This is a genomic window from Bradyrhizobium sp. MI1.3, from assembly GCF_055811695.1.
Window position 1 is genome coordinate 106632 of the sequence record NZ_JBVVPQ010000011.1, and the last position, 14252, is coordinate 120883.

A 14252-nucleotide genomic window follows, 5' to 3' on the forward strand; every position below is an offset into this window, starting at 1 on the left:
ACGTAAAGCGCCGCGGCAACAAGTGCAATTGCGTTGCAGATGATCGGGTCTGCGTGAATCCCGGGGACGAGCGAGGCTCACCTCGGGGGATGCGCTTCGCGCCCCCCGGGGGATGCGCTTCGCGCACCCTGAGATGACAGCGCTAGCTTTCGAGCTGCTCGTTGGCGACGATCTCGATGCCGAAGCCCGAAAGGCCCTTGTAGTCGTGCACCGAGGAGGTGAGATGCCGGATCGAGGTGACGCCGAGATCGCGCAGGATCTGCGCACCGACGCCGACTTCACGCCACTGGCGGTTGCGGTCGGCCTCGGTCGCGCTCTCATCGGGCAGCGGCGCCACGGGGACACCGGCCGCACCGTCGCGCAGATAGACCAGAACGCCACGGCCGGATTTCTTGAAGTGCTCGAGCACCGCCGCCATGCGCTTGTGGCCGGTGAAGATGTCCTTGACGATGTTCGGCTTGTGGAAGCGTGTCAGGACGTTCTTGCCGTCGCCGACGCCGTTGTAGACGAAGGCGACGTGGGCGATGGAATCGAACGGCGAGCGGTAGGCATAGCCCTGCAGCGGCCCGATCGGGCTCTCGGTGACGAAGGTCGAGACCCGCTCGATCAGCTTCTCGCGAACCTGGCGGTAGGCGATCATGTCGGCGATGGTGACGTGCTTGAGCTTGTGCTGGGCGGCGAAGCGGGCGACCTGCTCGCCCTTCATCACGCTGCCGTCGTCGTTCATCAACTCGCTGATGACGCCGACCGGCGGCAGGCCGGAGAGCTTGCACAGATCGACCGCGGCCTCGGTATGGCCGGAGCGCAGCAGCACGCCGCCATCCTTGGCGATCAGCGGGAAGATATGGCCGGGACGGGCGAAATCGTTGGCGCCGGCGTTGGGATTGGACAGCGCGCGGCAGCACGAGGCGCGCTCCTCGGCCGAGATGCCGGTGCCGCCGTCGGGCTTGTAGTCGATCGAAACCGTGAATGCGGTGGTGTGCGCGGAATCGTTGTGGGCCACCATCGGATCGAGCCGCAGGCGGCGCGCATCTTCGGTGGTGATCGGCGCGCAAACGATGCCGGAGGTGTGGCGGATGATGAACGCCATCTTCTCCGCGGTGCAGAACGAGGCGGCGACGATCAGATCGCCCTCACCCTCGCGGTCATCGTCGTCGGTGACGACCACGAGCTCACCCCGGGCAAAGGCCTGCAAGACTTCCTGGACGTTATCCGGCATTTCCCAATCTCTATCGGTTATGGCCCGGAGGCTTAGCCGGACTTGGCCCGGGGCGCTAGTGTCCCCGGCGCAACCACATATGCCGGACCGCAGCCCTGCCCGGCGGGCGGCTTGCGCGGGCATACCAGGGATATGGGCGCGGAAAAGCCCGGTGAGAAGCCGGCCGGGCGCGGTCAGGGCAGCACTTCGCGCCGCTCGCCGAGCCGCTGATCGAGCTCGGCACGCTTGTCGGCCAACAGGCCGGCTTGGGCGGCCTCGATCACCGTGAACAACTCATGAGCGTCGCTGAGCCGGGTCACGGTGACATAGCTGGCGCCGGCCGCGTAGAGTTCGCCTACATCCGACAACAGATCGGCCGTGGCAACGATCATGGCGGTCGGGTTGAGGGTGCGAACGTGGCGGACCAGCTTCTCGTTGCTGGCACCCTTCAGAAGCGCATCCGGTACGCTGAGGATGATCATCTCGGACTTGCCGACGCCAGCATGGAGCAGCGTGTCGGCGCTGCTGATATCGCCATAGATCACGTGCAGGCCGCGCGAAAGCAGCGTCTGGTACACATTGGGGTTGAAGTCGATCACGGTGATCTGCTCGAGCAGCACCGGGGCCTGCCGTTCGATCTCGGCCAGCAGCGCGCTCGCCGCACGGAAAAAGCCGAGGATGACGATGCGGCGCGCCTCGCCATGGCCTTCGTGCCCTTCCTCGCCATGGCCGTTGCCGTGGTCGAGATCGCGCAGGCCGATCCGCTTGAGGGGGCCGATCGCCCAGCGGGTGATCTCGTCGCTGCGGGTCATCACGAAGGTCGAGAGCACGGCCAGCACCACGAAGGCGAAGGAGGCCGCATTCGCCGTCTGGGCTGCGATGTGGTGGTCGGCGACGCCGGTCTGGATCACCACCAGCGAGAACTCGGAGATCTGCGCGAGATTCAGGGCCGGCAACAGGCTAGCGCGCAGGCCCTGCTTCATCAGATAGAGCGGGGCGAAAGTGGTGACGAGGCGGCTCACCACCGTGAACGCCGCGATCATCAGGGCAAGCCCGATCACGGAGAGCCCGGGCACGGGAATGGTCATGCCGAGCGCGACGAAGAACAGCGTGATGAAGAAATCGCGTAGCGTCGTGACCTTAGCCGTGACGTCGAGCGCGTAGGGAAAGGTCGAGAGCGAGACGCCGGCGATCAGGGCGCCCATCTCGCGGGACAGCGACAGCCGCTCGGCTGTCTCGGCGACCAGGAAGCACCAGGCGAGCGCGCCGAGCAGGATCAGCTCGGGGCGGCGGGCGATCTGGTGAAACAGACGCGGCAGCACGTAGCGGCTCACCAGCAGGGCGGCGGCGACCAGCACCGCGACCCGGCCGATCGAGAGCAGGATGACGCTGATTTCCAGATTGGCAAGGCTCGGCTGCACCGCCAGGAACAGGATGGCGAAGATGTCCTGGAGCACCAGCACGCCGAGGGTGATGCGGCCCGGCAGCGTGTCGAGCTCGCGCTTCTCGTAGAGCACCTTGACGATGATGACGGTGCTCGACAGCGCGCAGGCGACGCAGAGGTAAACAGCATCGAACTGCCCGCCGCCGAGCGACAGGCCGATGCCGACGAAGAACAGCACCCCGAGCAGACAGCCGCCGAGGAGCTGGCCGCCCGCCGCGAACAGGATGACCTTTCCGGCCCGCACGATCTTCTTCAGGTCGATCTCCAGGCCAATCATGAATAGCATGAAGATCAGGCCGAGCTCGGAGATGACGCTGATCGATTCCTGCGACTTGACCCAGCCGGCGCCAAATGGACCAATGCAGAAGCCGGCGATAAGATAGGCCAGGATCAACGGTTGCCTGGAGAAGTGGGCAAGCAGGCCCAACATCCAGGCAAACAGGATACAGAGAGTGATGTCGCGAATGAGCTCGTGCATGCCAGATTGGTCCGTTTTGCCGCACCCTAGTGATCGAGTGCGGCGCGGCAAGCGAGCAATTCGTCACATGCGGATGGGGCTCGCCATTGCAATGCTGCTATGCCCCCTGGCCTGCTCCGTGCCCGCGTTCGCTCAATCCAAGGTCAATATCGAACAAAGCTTTGCCGATTCCCTCACCGCACTGCCGAAAGAAGAACTCGCCGTCTCCGGCGGGTTCTACGTGCCCGCCTATTCCAGCGTCGCGATGAGCCAGGGCAAGCTGCGCGTCGACTTCTCGGTGACCCTGAGCGTGCACAACGCCTCCGAGACGCAAGCACTGGTGGTCAAACGCATCGGCTATTTCGATACCTCAGGCAAGCAGGTCGAGAGCTATCTGAAGGCACCCGTCGCGTTGAAGCCCCTCGCCACCGTCTCGATCTTCATTCCGACCGACGACGTACGCGGCGGGACGGGAGCCAATTTCCTCGTCGATTGGGCCGCAACAAGCGAGATCGCCGAGCCTGCCGTCGAGGCCTTGATGGTTGGCGGCGTCGCCAATGCGCATTACGCTTTCATCAGCCAGGGCCGTCCGACCCGGACGGTCGGCAAGAAATAAGTAAGAAGCACGACTGACCTGCGCAAAGCCGGCAGCCTGACAAGAATAGAATGAGGAACGCTCCCATGACGTCCAGCTTCGATTTTGCGCCCCTGTTTCCCGCAGGGCTGCCGGCCCCCTCTGCGCGCTGGACGGGTCTCGCCAAATACAGTTTTGTCGGCGGCAACAACGACGCCGAGCAGCTGCCGCTCGATCATCTGATCGAGGCGGCCAACATGGCTCTGCAACGCGAAGGCCGCTCGCTCGCCACTTACGGGCTGGCACATGGTCCCCAGGGCTATCTGCCCTTGCGCGAATTCCTGGTGACGAAACTCAAGCGCGATGCCGGCATCAACTGCACGGTCGACGATCTCCTGATCGTCTCCGGCTCGCTGCAGGCGCTCGACCTCGTCAACGCCACGCTGCTGACGCGCGGCGATACCGTGATCTTCGAGCAGGATAGCTATCAGGGCTCGCTGACCCGTTTGGCGCGGCTCGGGGTCAATGTGGTTGGCATCCCCCTCGACAAGGACGGCATGCGCATGGACGTGCTGGCCACGATGCTTGCCGACCTCAAGGGCCGCGGCATCCGGCCGAAGTACATCTACACCATTCCGACCGTGCAGAACCCGACCGGCAGCGTCATGCCGGAGGGCCGCCGCACGGAGCTGTTGCGGCTGTCGGCAGACTACGGCGTGCCCATCTTCGAAGACGATTGCTATGCCGATCTGGTCTGGTCAGGACAGCGGCCGCCGGCGATCCATGCGATGAGCCGGAACGGCGGCGTGATCCATATCGGCTCGTTCTCGAAGTCGATCGCGCCCGCGCTGCGCGTCGGCTTCATCGTCGCGCCCTGGGATGTGATGTCGCGGATGCTGGCGCTGAAGACGGACGCCGGCTCCGGCGCACTGGAGCAGATGGTGCTCGCCGCCTATTGCAAGCCGCATTTCTCGACCCACGTGCCGGCGCTGACGAAGGCACTGCGCACCAAGCTCGACACGCTGATGGAGGCCGTCAACGAGCAGTTCGGGACGGCCGCCGAATTCGAGGAGCCGAAGGGCGGCATCTTCCTTTGGGTGAAGCTGCCCGATCAGGTCGATACGCTGAAGCTGTATCAGGCCGCGCTTGCCGCCGGCGTATCGATCAATCCGGGGCCGGAATGGTCGACTGACAAAAACCACTCCAGATCGCGACTGCGGCTGTGCTTTGCGAGCCCCTCGCATCAGCAGATCCGCGAGGGCGTCGCCGTGCTGGCCGAGATCTGCCGCAAGGAGTTCGGCGTGCCGGCCCGCAGCGCCAATGTGGAGAAGCGGGCCTGAGCCTTCAGACGATCTGGGGCTGGCTGCCGTGGATCGCGGAGGCCAGCCGCAGCAGCAGCACGATCGAGACGTTGCCCTTGCCGGCCTCGATCTGAGCGATGTAGCGCTCGGAAATCCCGGAGCGGCGGGCCAGCTCCCGGCGCGATAGGACGCAGCGCATGCGTGAGGACTTCAAGCGGTCGCCCAGCTCGGCCAGAAACGCGGTCTCGGAATAAGGCGGCACGGCACAGCTCCCCGGCAGCACCTCGCCTGCGAAATCCCTGACTTGATTCAGCATCGGTCTATCCAATTTCGCCTTCGGGAACGCCATCCTACTCCGGAAGCGGCCGGCCTCATTGACGCGGATCAAATTCGCGCGCGAATGGCGGTCAGCGTGGACGATCGCGCGTGGGATGCTACACTTCGGAATTATTCGGAGGTGGGGCTCATCAGGACATGACGAGTTGTTTGAGCCGCTGGATTGCGGCAGCAGTGCTGTGGGTTGCGTTCACGCCCGCGGCCGGTGCCGAATCGCTTGCGACGACCGTCGAGCAATGGGGCCTGCTCGGCTCATGGGCGGTCGACTGCGCGGCCCGGCCCGACCGCGACAAGGGCGCGCTCTTGATTTACGAGATCCGGAAGGACGGAAGGGTGATGTACCGGCGCAATTTCGGCGAGGCCAAAGACGAAAACGAAGTGGTATCGGCGATGGTCAACGCCGACGGCCTGCTCAATGTGATGGTGTACTTCCCCTTGCTGCAGCAGACGCGCGAGTTTGGCCTGCTCCTTTCGAAGCAAGGCAGCTTGCGCGCGGTCTACAATCGCAGCGAGCGCGGCGAGTACACGATCAGGGACGGCAAATACGTCGCGACCGGCGCGCCGACACCTCCACAACAGCGCTGCGATTAACCCACCTGAACAGGCGTTCAGAATTCTCCTGCGATTCCTCCGGAACGTTCCCGCGAATGCGCCGTTTAGATTTGCATTCCATTGGAGGAGGACATCATGAAGAAGTTTGGTTATGTGCTTGCCGCTGTCGGCGCGCTCGCGGTTGCACTGCCGACGCTCGCCAGCGCGGAGACGGTGGTGATCAAGCGCGGAGGTCATCATCACGGCATGTATGGCGCCCGCGCCGAATACGGCATGCATCGCGATCACGGTTGGCATCGCGGCTGGCACAATCGCGACCGCGTCGTCGTGATCAAGCGTGGCCACCGTCACCATTGGGACTAATGCGCAACGCAATATGGAAATGGCCCCTCGCGGGGCCATTTCTTTGCGTGTTCGAAGCGTTCGGCGAGGTTAGTCCCATGCCGGCGCGAACCCGGGATTGACGCAGCGTCTGTCCTTCGGCAGCGCGGCGATCTTGTTGCGGTCGGCATCGTCGAGCGTGATCTTCAGCGCGTCCAGATTGGCCTGCTGGCTCTCTCGCCGCGACGCCTTCGGTATCGCGGCGACACCGTCCTGGTCGAGCAGCCATTTCAGCGCGACCTGCGCAGCGGTTGCATTGTGCTTGGCTCCGATCTCGGCCAGCACCTCATCTGACGCGACGCGTCCCTGCGCCAGCGGGCAATAGGCGACCAGCGGGATCGACTTGGTGTTGAGATAGGCCAGCACCTTCGATTGATCGAGCATGGCGTGGTATTCGATCTGATTGCACGCGATCGGCGCCTTGATGTCCTCGACCGCGATCTTGAGCAGCGCCGTGGTGAAATTGGCGACGCCGATCGCCCGCGTGCGCCCCTCCTGCTTCAGCGTCATCAAGGTCTCGAACACCGCGCCCCAGTCCGCCGCCTTGGACGGCCAGTGCACGAGATAGAGATCGACATGGTCGAGCCGCAGCTTGTTCAGGCTGGTGTCGAAGGCGCGGCGGATGGCGTCGGGGCTGAGGTTCTCGTGCCAGACCTTTGTCGTGACGTGCAGCTCGCCCCGCGGCAGCCGGGCCGCGGCAAGCGCCGCACCGATGGCTTCCTCGTTGGCGTACATTTCGGCGGTATCGATATGGCGATAGCCGATCGACAGCGCGCTCTCGACCGCCGCGCGGCAGGCATCGCCCTGCATGCGGAAGGTCCCGAGGCCGAGCTTGGGCATGCTGATGCCCTGTGTCTTGAGATTGTCCATGAAAAAGGCTCCTGACATCGTTCAGCCCGCCGGAGGCCAGCAGCGATGCTGCGTGAGCAGACTCTTCGGGGATGGAAAAGAGGTGGCGGGAACGGACAGCATAGCGCGGGAGGCGCACGGCGGCCAATCAAGATCGGGTTAGCGACCTAGGAATGCTGCGCCACCACGGCTGGACGCGCCTGCGGCTGCGGCACGATATCGACCGACCAGAGGTCCCGGTTCTCGATGTCCTTCAGCGTTACGGTCATGACGCCGGTCCGGCCATCGATGTCGACCTTGCCGAAGAACTGCAGTCCGAAACAGGGCGCGAGGTTTTCGCCCTGCGCCTCGCTGCACCCGTTCTGATACATCGCGGCCGGACCAAAGGTATCGTCGAGTTTGCCCGGGCCCCAGGTGCCGGCATGCAAGGGTCCCGAGACGAACTCCCAGAACGGATCGAACTCCTGGAATTGCGCCCTGTTCGGATCGTAATGGTGCGCGGCGGTGTAATGCATGTCGGCGGTGAGCCAGACGATGTTGCGAATTCCGGCGCGCTTGATGGACGCGAGAAGATCGGCGATCTCGTGCTCGCGCCGGTCGGGCGGCCCACTCCCCAGCGCGACCGCATCGAGACTGACGAGCCCGATCGGCAGATCGGCCGCGATCACCTTCCAGGTCGCGCGCGAGGCCGCGAGCTCACGCTTCAGCCAGGCAAGCTGTTCGGCGCCCAGGATCCAGCCGCGGTGATCGTCGCCCTTGTTCCAGCTATCGTCGCGATAGCTGCGCATGTCGATCATGAAGACGTCGAGCAGCGGACCATAGGCAATCTTGCGATAGACCCGCCCCTTTCGCGCGCCGATGTCGCGGATCGGCATGAAGTCGAAGAAGGCGCGGCGGGCGCGCGCGACCAGGCGCGGGGTGCCGTCATCCTCATGGCCGGCGGCGTCATAGCTACCGGTCGGCGACCAATCGTTGGTGACCTCGTGGTCATCCCATTGTGCAAACATCGGCACTTCGGCATGGAAGGCGCGGAAGTGCTCGTCGAGATGGTTGTATTTGTAATTGCCGCGGAACTGCGCCAGCGTGTGCGCGACCTCGGCCTTTTCCTCGGTCACAATGTTGCGCCAAGTCTCGCCGTTCGGCAGCTTCTGCTCGGAGGGGATCGTGCAGTCGGCGTAGATGTGATCGCCGGAGTGGATGAAGAAGTCCGGGCGATTGTCGAGCATGGTGCAATAGCTGCGATAGCCGCCGCGCGATGTGTCGATGCCCCAGCCCTGCCCCGCGGTGTCGCCGGACCACAGGAACGAGATCGACCGGCCGGCAGCCGGCGCAGTGCGGAAGTGGCCGACGCGGCTTTCGCCGGCGATGCCGGTCGCGATGTCGTCGAAGCGCACACGATAGAAGATGTCCTGCCCGGGCGGCAGATCGTTCAGCAGCACTTTCGAGGTGAAGTCGGCATCGGGCGACGCATCGCGCGAAGCCGACGCAATGATCGTCTTGAAGCTCTCCACGGTCGAATAGTCCACCCGCATCCGCGCCGGCCGGTCGGCGCGCGCCCAGATCACCGCGGAGCCATCCGAGACGTCGCCGGACTGGATGCCGCCTGCGAGCTGCGGACGATCAGCGGCGCGGCTGAGATGTGGCGTTGCGAGCGCGGCAACGGTGAGGCTCGAGGTGGAACGGACCAGGAATTGCCGCCGGGTCCAGGCGCGCGAGGCGCGGAGCGCTACCATTCAGGAAACCTTCGTCGACTAGCGACGGAAGGTGCCTGCGTCGTTTGACCCCCGGCTTACGGTTTCTTGACCGCGGGCCTACGGTTTTACGACGTGCGGATGACGACTCGGAGCTGAACCTAATGCTTCCAGTTGCAGATGCCGCCGCTGCGGCACGGCCAGGTCTGGATGCGGGTGTCCATCGCCTGCGCGTCGAGCGGATTGCCGTGACGATGCGCGAGCTTGGTGCGCGCCGCGCCGCGCGGGTGCGCGGGCTTGGCGTGCGCAACCTTCGGCTCCGACACGCGCACGCGTTCGGCGGCGACCCTCTTCGGCACGTCGACCGGTTCGGCGCGCGCCTGCGCCTCGTTGCCGCCGCGCGCCTCCAGCGCGACCGGCGCGAACTGGGTTTCGGGCCCCAGCCGCTTCGGCGACAACACCGCCTTCGAAAGATCGAGGCCGAGATATTCGTCGGGCTTGTAGTCGTCAGCGCGCGCGACGCCGGCCCATGCGAGCACGAGGACAACGGCCATTGCAAAAGGAGCGCTCTTCATAATCACGGACGCCTCCTGAAATCGATTGTTAAGAGGTAATTTACCTCTATTTAGGAGGCGTCGCGCGCAATTCCAGCGGTCAACTGCCGCCGTGGTTAAGAAGTTTGGCGGTGTCAGGCGACCTTTCGCGGTGCACCCGTCTCTTCAAGAAACCCCATTAGACGGGTACGGATGATGGTTTCCGCCTCAGCCATGATCCTGTCGACGAGTTCCTTGCAAGTGGGGATGTCGTGGATGAGGCCTGCGACCATGCCGCAGCTCCACGCGCCCGCGTCCATCTGCCCGTCCAACATGATCCTGGGATAAACGCCCGCGACCTGGTCGTGGATGTCGTCGATCTTCAGCTTGTCGCCCTTCTCGCGTTCGATCTCGAGCAGGCGGTCGACATTGGCGTTCTTCAGCACGCGCTCGGTGTTGCGCAGGCTCCGCATGATCAGGCGGGTGTCGAGTTCGGTCGCGGCGACCAGCGCGTTCTTGACGTTCTGATGCACCGGCGCTTCCTTGGTGGCGATGAAGCGCGTGCCCATGTTCATGCCGGCCGCCCCCAGCGACAGCGCCGCGACGAGGCTGCGGCCGTCGGCCATGCCGCCGGACGCGACGAACGGAATCTTCAATTCCTCCGCCGCGCGCGGCAACAGGATCATGTTGGGAATGTCGTCCTCGCCGGGATGGCCGCCGCACTCAAAGCCGTCGACGCTGACGGCGTCGCATCCGATGCGCTCGGCCTTCAGCGAGTGGCGCACCGACGTGCATTTGTGGATGACCTTGATCCCGGCGGCCTTCAGCGCGGGCATGTAGGCTTCCGGGCTGCGGCCGGCGGTCTCCACGGACTTGATGCCGCCTTCGACGATGGCGGCAATGTATTCCGGATAAGGCGGCGCGGCGAAGGTCGGCAGGAAAGTGAGGTTCACGCCGAACGGCTTGTCGGTCATGTCGCGGCAACGCGCGATCTCTTTTGCCAGCAGCTCCGGCGTCTTCTGCGTGAGACCGGTGATGATGCCGAGCCCGCCGGCATTGGAGACGGCAGCCGCCAGCTCGGCAAAGCCGACGAAATGCATGCCGCCCTGGATGATGGGGTGCTCGATGCCGAACAGTTCGGTGATCGCGGTCTTCACTTAAATTACCTCCCGGGCATTTGCTTGACGTTCGGACCAGTCTAGCCGGACATTTGCGCCGCGGTCACCCTTTCTCTCTCCATTTCGAGCCGAGCGGCTGTTGCCTCAATGCCCCCGCGCGGGGGCGCCCAGCTTGATCGGGCGCAGCACCGCGGCGGTCGGGATCATCAGCACCGCGATGACCGCGAGCGTCCAGAACACGTCGATATAAGCGAGCAAATCGACCTGCTGCTGCAAGGTGCGGCCGACCCAGGCGACCGCCTGCGCAGCCGCATCGCTCGCATTCGAGCCCTGAGCCTGGAAGAAGCGGGTCATCGTCTCGATAGCTTGCTGGTAGCCGAGGTCCGACGGCGCGGCGTGCTCGATCAGACGGCTCTGATGGAATTGCTGGCGCTGCGCCAGGATTGTCTGCGCCAGCGCAACGCCCATGGAGCCGCCGATATTGCGGGCGACGTTGATCAGCGCCGAGGCCTGGTTGGTCTTGTCCGGCGGCACGCCGTCATAGGACGCGGTCGTGACCGGCAGGAACAGGAAAGGCAGACCGAGCGCCAGGAAGATGCGCGACATCGCGGCGTAGCCGTAGGTGATGTCGCCGGTGAGGCCCGTGAGATGCCACATCGAGAACGCGACGATGGTGGCGCCGAGCATGATGAGGTATTTCGGCTGCACGCTGCTGACGAGACGGCCCACCACCGGCATCAGCACCAGGGTCGCGATTCCGCCCGGTGACAACGCAAGACCCGCCAGCATGGCGGTGTAGTTCAAATCGCTCTGGAGCAGTTGCGGCAAAAGCTGGGTCGTCGAGATCAGCACCGCGCCGGTCGCAAGCATGACCAGGAAGCAGGCGGCGAACTGGCGGCGGCCGAGCAAGCGGAGATCGACGATGGGATCCTCGCGCGTCAGCTCCCAGGGGATCAGCGCAAGCAGTGACATGGCCGAAAGCACCGCGAAGAACACGATCATGTTCGAGCCGAACCAGTCGTTGCGCTGACCCTCGTCGAGCACGTATTCGAGCGAGCCGAGCCCGATCGCGACCAGCAGGAAGCCGACATAGTCGACCCGCAGGCCCTTGCTCAGCAGTTTCTCCCTCTCCTCCTCCGCACCCGAGGGCTCCTTGACCAGCGTGCCGACCAGGAACAGCGACAGCAATCCCATGGGGACGTTAATCAGGAACACCCAGTGCCAGGTGTAGGTGTCGGTGATCCAGCCGCCGAGCGTCGGACCGACCACGGGCGCGACCACGACGGCGACGCCATAGATTGCGAAAGCCTGGCCGCGCTTGTGCGGCGGGAAGGAGTCGGCGAGGATCGCCTGCTCGCTGGTCGCCATGCCGCCGCCGCCAAGGCCCTGAAGGATTCGAAACAGCACCAGCGCCTGCAAATTCCAGGCAAAGCCGCACAAGAGCGAGGAGATTGTGAAAACCGCAACGCAGATCATGTAGAAGCGCTTGCGGCCGATCACGGTCGACAGCCAGCCCGAGATCGACAGCACGATGGCGTTGGCGACGAGATAGCTGGTGATGACGTAGGTGCTCTCGTCGATGCCGACGGCAAGCCCACCGGCGATGTGGCGCAAGGCGACATTGGCAATGGTGGTGTCGAGCACCTCCATGAAGGTCGCGATCGAGACGACGAACGCAATGAGATAAGGATTATGACCGCCGGCCGCCGAGCGCTCCGGCGACCAGCCGCCCGCGGACGCGCCGCCTTGCGCCGTGTCGGTCATCGCACCCTGGTCCAGGGCACGACCGACATGCCGGGACCGACGGGCAAATCGGCCGGCCAGCTGTCGACCACGATCTTCACAGGCACGCGCTGCACCACCTTGACGTAATTTCCGGTGGCGTTCTCCGCGGGCAACAGGCTGAACGCAGTGCCGGAGCCCGGCTGCACCGACTCGACATGGCCGGTCAGCTTGCGCCCGGGATAGGCGTCGATGCGGATCTCGACCGGCTGGCCCGGCCGCATGTCGTTGAGCTGCGTCTCCTTGTAGTTGGCGACGATCCAGACCTCGTCAGGCACGAACATCATCAGGCTCTGTCCCGCTGTGACGAAAGTGCCCTTGGCGCCGCTGAGCTTGACGACGCGGCCGGACTGCGCCGCAACGACGCTGGTATATTGCAGGTTCAGCTTGGCCTGATCGACCTGCGCCTGCGACTGCTCGAGCTGCGCCCGGGCGCCCTCAAGCTGCGCTTGCAGCGTCTTGATGCCGACTTGCGCGGCGGTCACCGCGGTCTTCGCGCGCTCGGTGTTGGCCTGCTGCGCCTGAAGATCGGAGCGGGTCTGCTGCTGGCGCTGCACGGTGCCGGCGCCCTTCTCGACCAGATCCTGGGCGCGCGCGAATTCTTCCTGCGAGAACTGAAGCTGGGCCTGGGCCTGTTCGAGCTGCGCCTCCGCCTGCTTGATCTGCTCCTGCTGCGAAACGATCTGCGCCTGGACATTGGCGATGTTCGCCTTGGCGACCGCGACTTGCGCATTGGCCTGATCGATGGCGATCCGATAGTCGCGCTCGTCGATCTTGGCGAGAAGGTCCCCGGCGTTGACATGCTGGTTGTCCGTCACCGGGATGTCGGTCACGTAGCCGCCGACCTTGGAGGCCACGGAAAAGCTGCGCGCGGCGACGAAGGCATCGTCGGTGGATTCATAGTGGCGAATCTGGAGCCAATAGAGCAATCCGCCGATCAGAGCTGCGAGCAAGACGATGGCGCCAACGCTTGCCACCAGCCAATGCTCGCGAAGCCGGTCTTGCAGCGACGGCGCCTTCGCCGGCTTCGAATCCTTGGCGTCGTGGGCCTGATCAGGAGATGTCTTCGGAGCTTCCTTCGCCCTCTGCGGCTGCTCCGCGGACGGTCCACGCTCCCGTGTCTGAGCATCCACGGTAAACACCTTTCTCGGGATTAAACTGGCGGCAGAGCCGCCAAAGCCGGCTCACGCGACGCGAGCCCAACTGCAACTCCTGATCATGGTTCCCCTTGTTGCGAGCACCATCGCGTTCGTGAACGCCTGCCCAAAAGCGAGCGCGGCACACTGGATGCCGCGCTCGCCTCGATGACTCATGGGAACGGCACCGTGTCTCAGTGCGTCTTCGTCGCGTGCCATTTCTCGAGATCGGGCTTCACCTCGTCCGATCCCTGCTCCTTTTCCGGAGTGCCCTTCCAGGGCTTGTCCGTCTGCTTGTGCGAACCCCAGTCGCTCTGCTGCCGGGGATCGTCGTTAGGCCGTTCCTTGCTCATCGAGCTTCCTTTCGGTGGAAACGCTTACGCGAAGGGGACGCCATAATAGGAGTTGATGCCGCGAACCGCGGCGTCATCCCCCCAGTTCCAATCACTCCGCTCGCCATATTTCGGCGCGCCTTCCAGTTCCTTGGTGGTGATGCCCGTGACGTAACCGCCGAGCTCCGTGTCGTATTTCAGCGACTGCCAGGGCAGCGGATAATGGTCGTTGCCGAGGCCCAGAAATCCGCCGAAGCCGAGCACGGCGTAGGACACCTTGCCGCTGATCTTGTCGATCATCACGCGTTCGATCGAGCCGATTTTGTTGCGATCGGCGCCGTAGACCGATGTTCCCTCGACCTTGTCGCTGCCGATCAACCGACCCATCTCGTTTTGGTCCAGTTCACCCTGATTCAACATCTCAATTCTCCACTCAGCCAGTCTGGAGACAACCCAAAGAGGTGCGCGATCGTTCCGGCATGTTCCGTCAGACTTGAGGAACATCGCCGGAAACGGGCGGTTCTCTCAGCTTCAAATCCCGGAAACCAAATACCGGAAAACGAAGGGC

Annotated in this window: 15 protein-coding genes; 4 read left to right on the top strand and 11 right to left on the bottom strand. The window is 64.3% G+C overall.

The genetic code is table 11. The features are described from left to right. Nucleotides 1–142: 142 nt before the first annotated feature. Nucleotides 143–1219, bottom strand: a complete 1077-nt coding sequence (gene ribB / locus AC0L3A_RS10735) for a 3,4-dihydroxy-2-butanone-4-phosphate synthase (RefSeq protein ID WP_007594722.1) — start codon at nt 1217–1219, stop codon at nt 143–145. A gap of 173 nt (nt 1220–1392) precedes the next feature. Next, a complete protein-coding gene (locus tag AC0L3A_RS10740; RefSeq protein ID WP_354127322.1) occupies nt 1393–3120 on the bottom strand; it encodes a cation:proton antiporter in 1728 nt (575 codons plus the stop codon). Between the two features lie 67 nt (nt 3121–3187). Between AC0L3A_RS10740 and AC0L3A_RS10745 the strand changes: the two genes are divergently transcribed. Then, nucleotides 3188–3715, top strand: coding sequence for a DUF3124 domain-containing protein (locus AC0L3A_RS10745; RefSeq protein WP_473254329.1), 528 nt, complete (start codon nt 3188–3190; stop codon nt 3713–3715). A gap of 65 nt (nt 3716–3780) precedes the next feature. Continuing rightward, nucleotides 3781–5013 carry an aminotransferase-like domain-containing protein gene (locus AC0L3A_RS10750; protein WP_473254330.1) on the top strand — a complete coding sequence of 411 codons (1233 nt, stop codon included), beginning with the start codon at nt 3781–3783 and terminating at the stop codon, nt 5011–5013. 4 nt (nt 5014–5017) lie between these two features. Here AC0L3A_RS10750 and AC0L3A_RS10755 read toward each other — a convergent pair whose 3' ends face one another. After that, nucleotides 5018–5290, bottom strand: coding sequence for a helix-turn-helix domain-containing protein (locus AC0L3A_RS10755; RefSeq protein ID WP_219678604.1), 273 nt, complete (start codon nt 5288–5290; stop codon nt 5018–5020). Between the two features lie 158 nt (nt 5291–5448). On the opposite strand from AC0L3A_RS10755, the gene AC0L3A_RS10760 reads away from it, so the two are divergent. Both AC0L3A_RS10760 and AC0L3A_RS10765 read left to right on the top strand, forming a co-directional pair. After that, complete coding sequence (locus AC0L3A_RS10760; RefSeq protein WP_473254332.1) at nt 5449–5901, top strand: hypothetical protein; 453 nt, start codon at nt 5449–5451, stop codon at nt 5899–5901. A 96-nt stretch (nt 5902–5997) separates the two neighbouring features. Beyond that, on the top strand, nt 5998–6225 hold the full coding sequence (locus AC0L3A_RS10765; protein ID WP_007594737.1) for a hypothetical protein: 228 nt from the start codon (nt 5998–6000) through the stop codon (nt 6223–6225). Nucleotides 6226–6294: 69 nt separating this feature from the next. Here AC0L3A_RS10765 and AC0L3A_RS10770 read toward each other — a convergent pair whose 3' ends face one another. The 8 genes from AC0L3A_RS10770 to AC0L3A_RS10805 all read right to left on the bottom strand — a co-directional run bounded on the left by AC0L3A_RS10770 (nt 6295) and on the right by AC0L3A_RS10805 (nt 14104). Further along, entirely contained in the window at nt 6295–7113 is an 819-nt protein-coding gene (locus AC0L3A_RS10770; protein ID WP_473254333.1) for an aldo/keto reductase, read from the bottom strand. Nucleotides 7114–7259: 146 nt separating this feature from the next. Next, a complete protein-coding gene (locus AC0L3A_RS10775; protein WP_473254335.1) occupies nt 7260–8825 on the bottom strand; it encodes an alkaline phosphatase D family protein in 1566 nt (521 codons plus the stop codon). Between the two features lie 119 nt (nt 8826–8944). Then, nucleotides 8945–9337: a hypothetical protein gene (locus AC0L3A_RS10780; protein ID WP_246648483.1), complete on the bottom strand. Its 393-nt coding sequence runs from the start codon at nt 9335–9337 to the stop codon at nt 8945–8947. Between the two features lie 134 nt (nt 9338–9471). Further along, nucleotides 9472–10473: an NAD(P)H-dependent flavin oxidoreductase gene (locus AC0L3A_RS10785; protein ID WP_027568692.1), complete on the bottom strand. Its 1002-nt coding sequence runs from the start codon at nt 10471–10473 to the stop codon at nt 9472–9474. Between the two features lie 105 nt (nt 10474–10578). Continuing rightward, complete coding sequence (locus tag AC0L3A_RS10790; protein ID WP_219678613.1) at nt 10579–12198, bottom strand: DHA2 family efflux MFS transporter permease subunit; 1620 nt, start codon at nt 12196–12198, stop codon at nt 10579–10581. Then, complete coding sequence (locus AC0L3A_RS10795; protein ID WP_219678615.1) at nt 12195–13349, bottom strand: HlyD family secretion protein; 1155 nt, start codon at nt 13347–13349, stop codon at nt 12195–12197. The genes AC0L3A_RS10790 and AC0L3A_RS10795 overlap by 4 nt, the downstream gene beginning before the upstream one ends. A gap of 197 nt (nt 13350–13546) precedes the next feature. Further along, entirely contained in the window at nt 13547–13705 is a 159-nt protein-coding gene (locus AC0L3A_RS10800; RefSeq protein WP_007594751.1) for a hypothetical protein, read from the bottom strand. Between the two features lie 24 nt (nt 13706–13729). Further along, complete coding sequence (locus AC0L3A_RS10805) at nt 13730–14104, bottom strand: PRC-barrel domain-containing protein (RefSeq protein ID WP_007594753.1); 375 nt, start codon at nt 14102–14104, stop codon at nt 13730–13732. Nucleotides 14105–14252 lie beyond the last annotated feature (148 nt).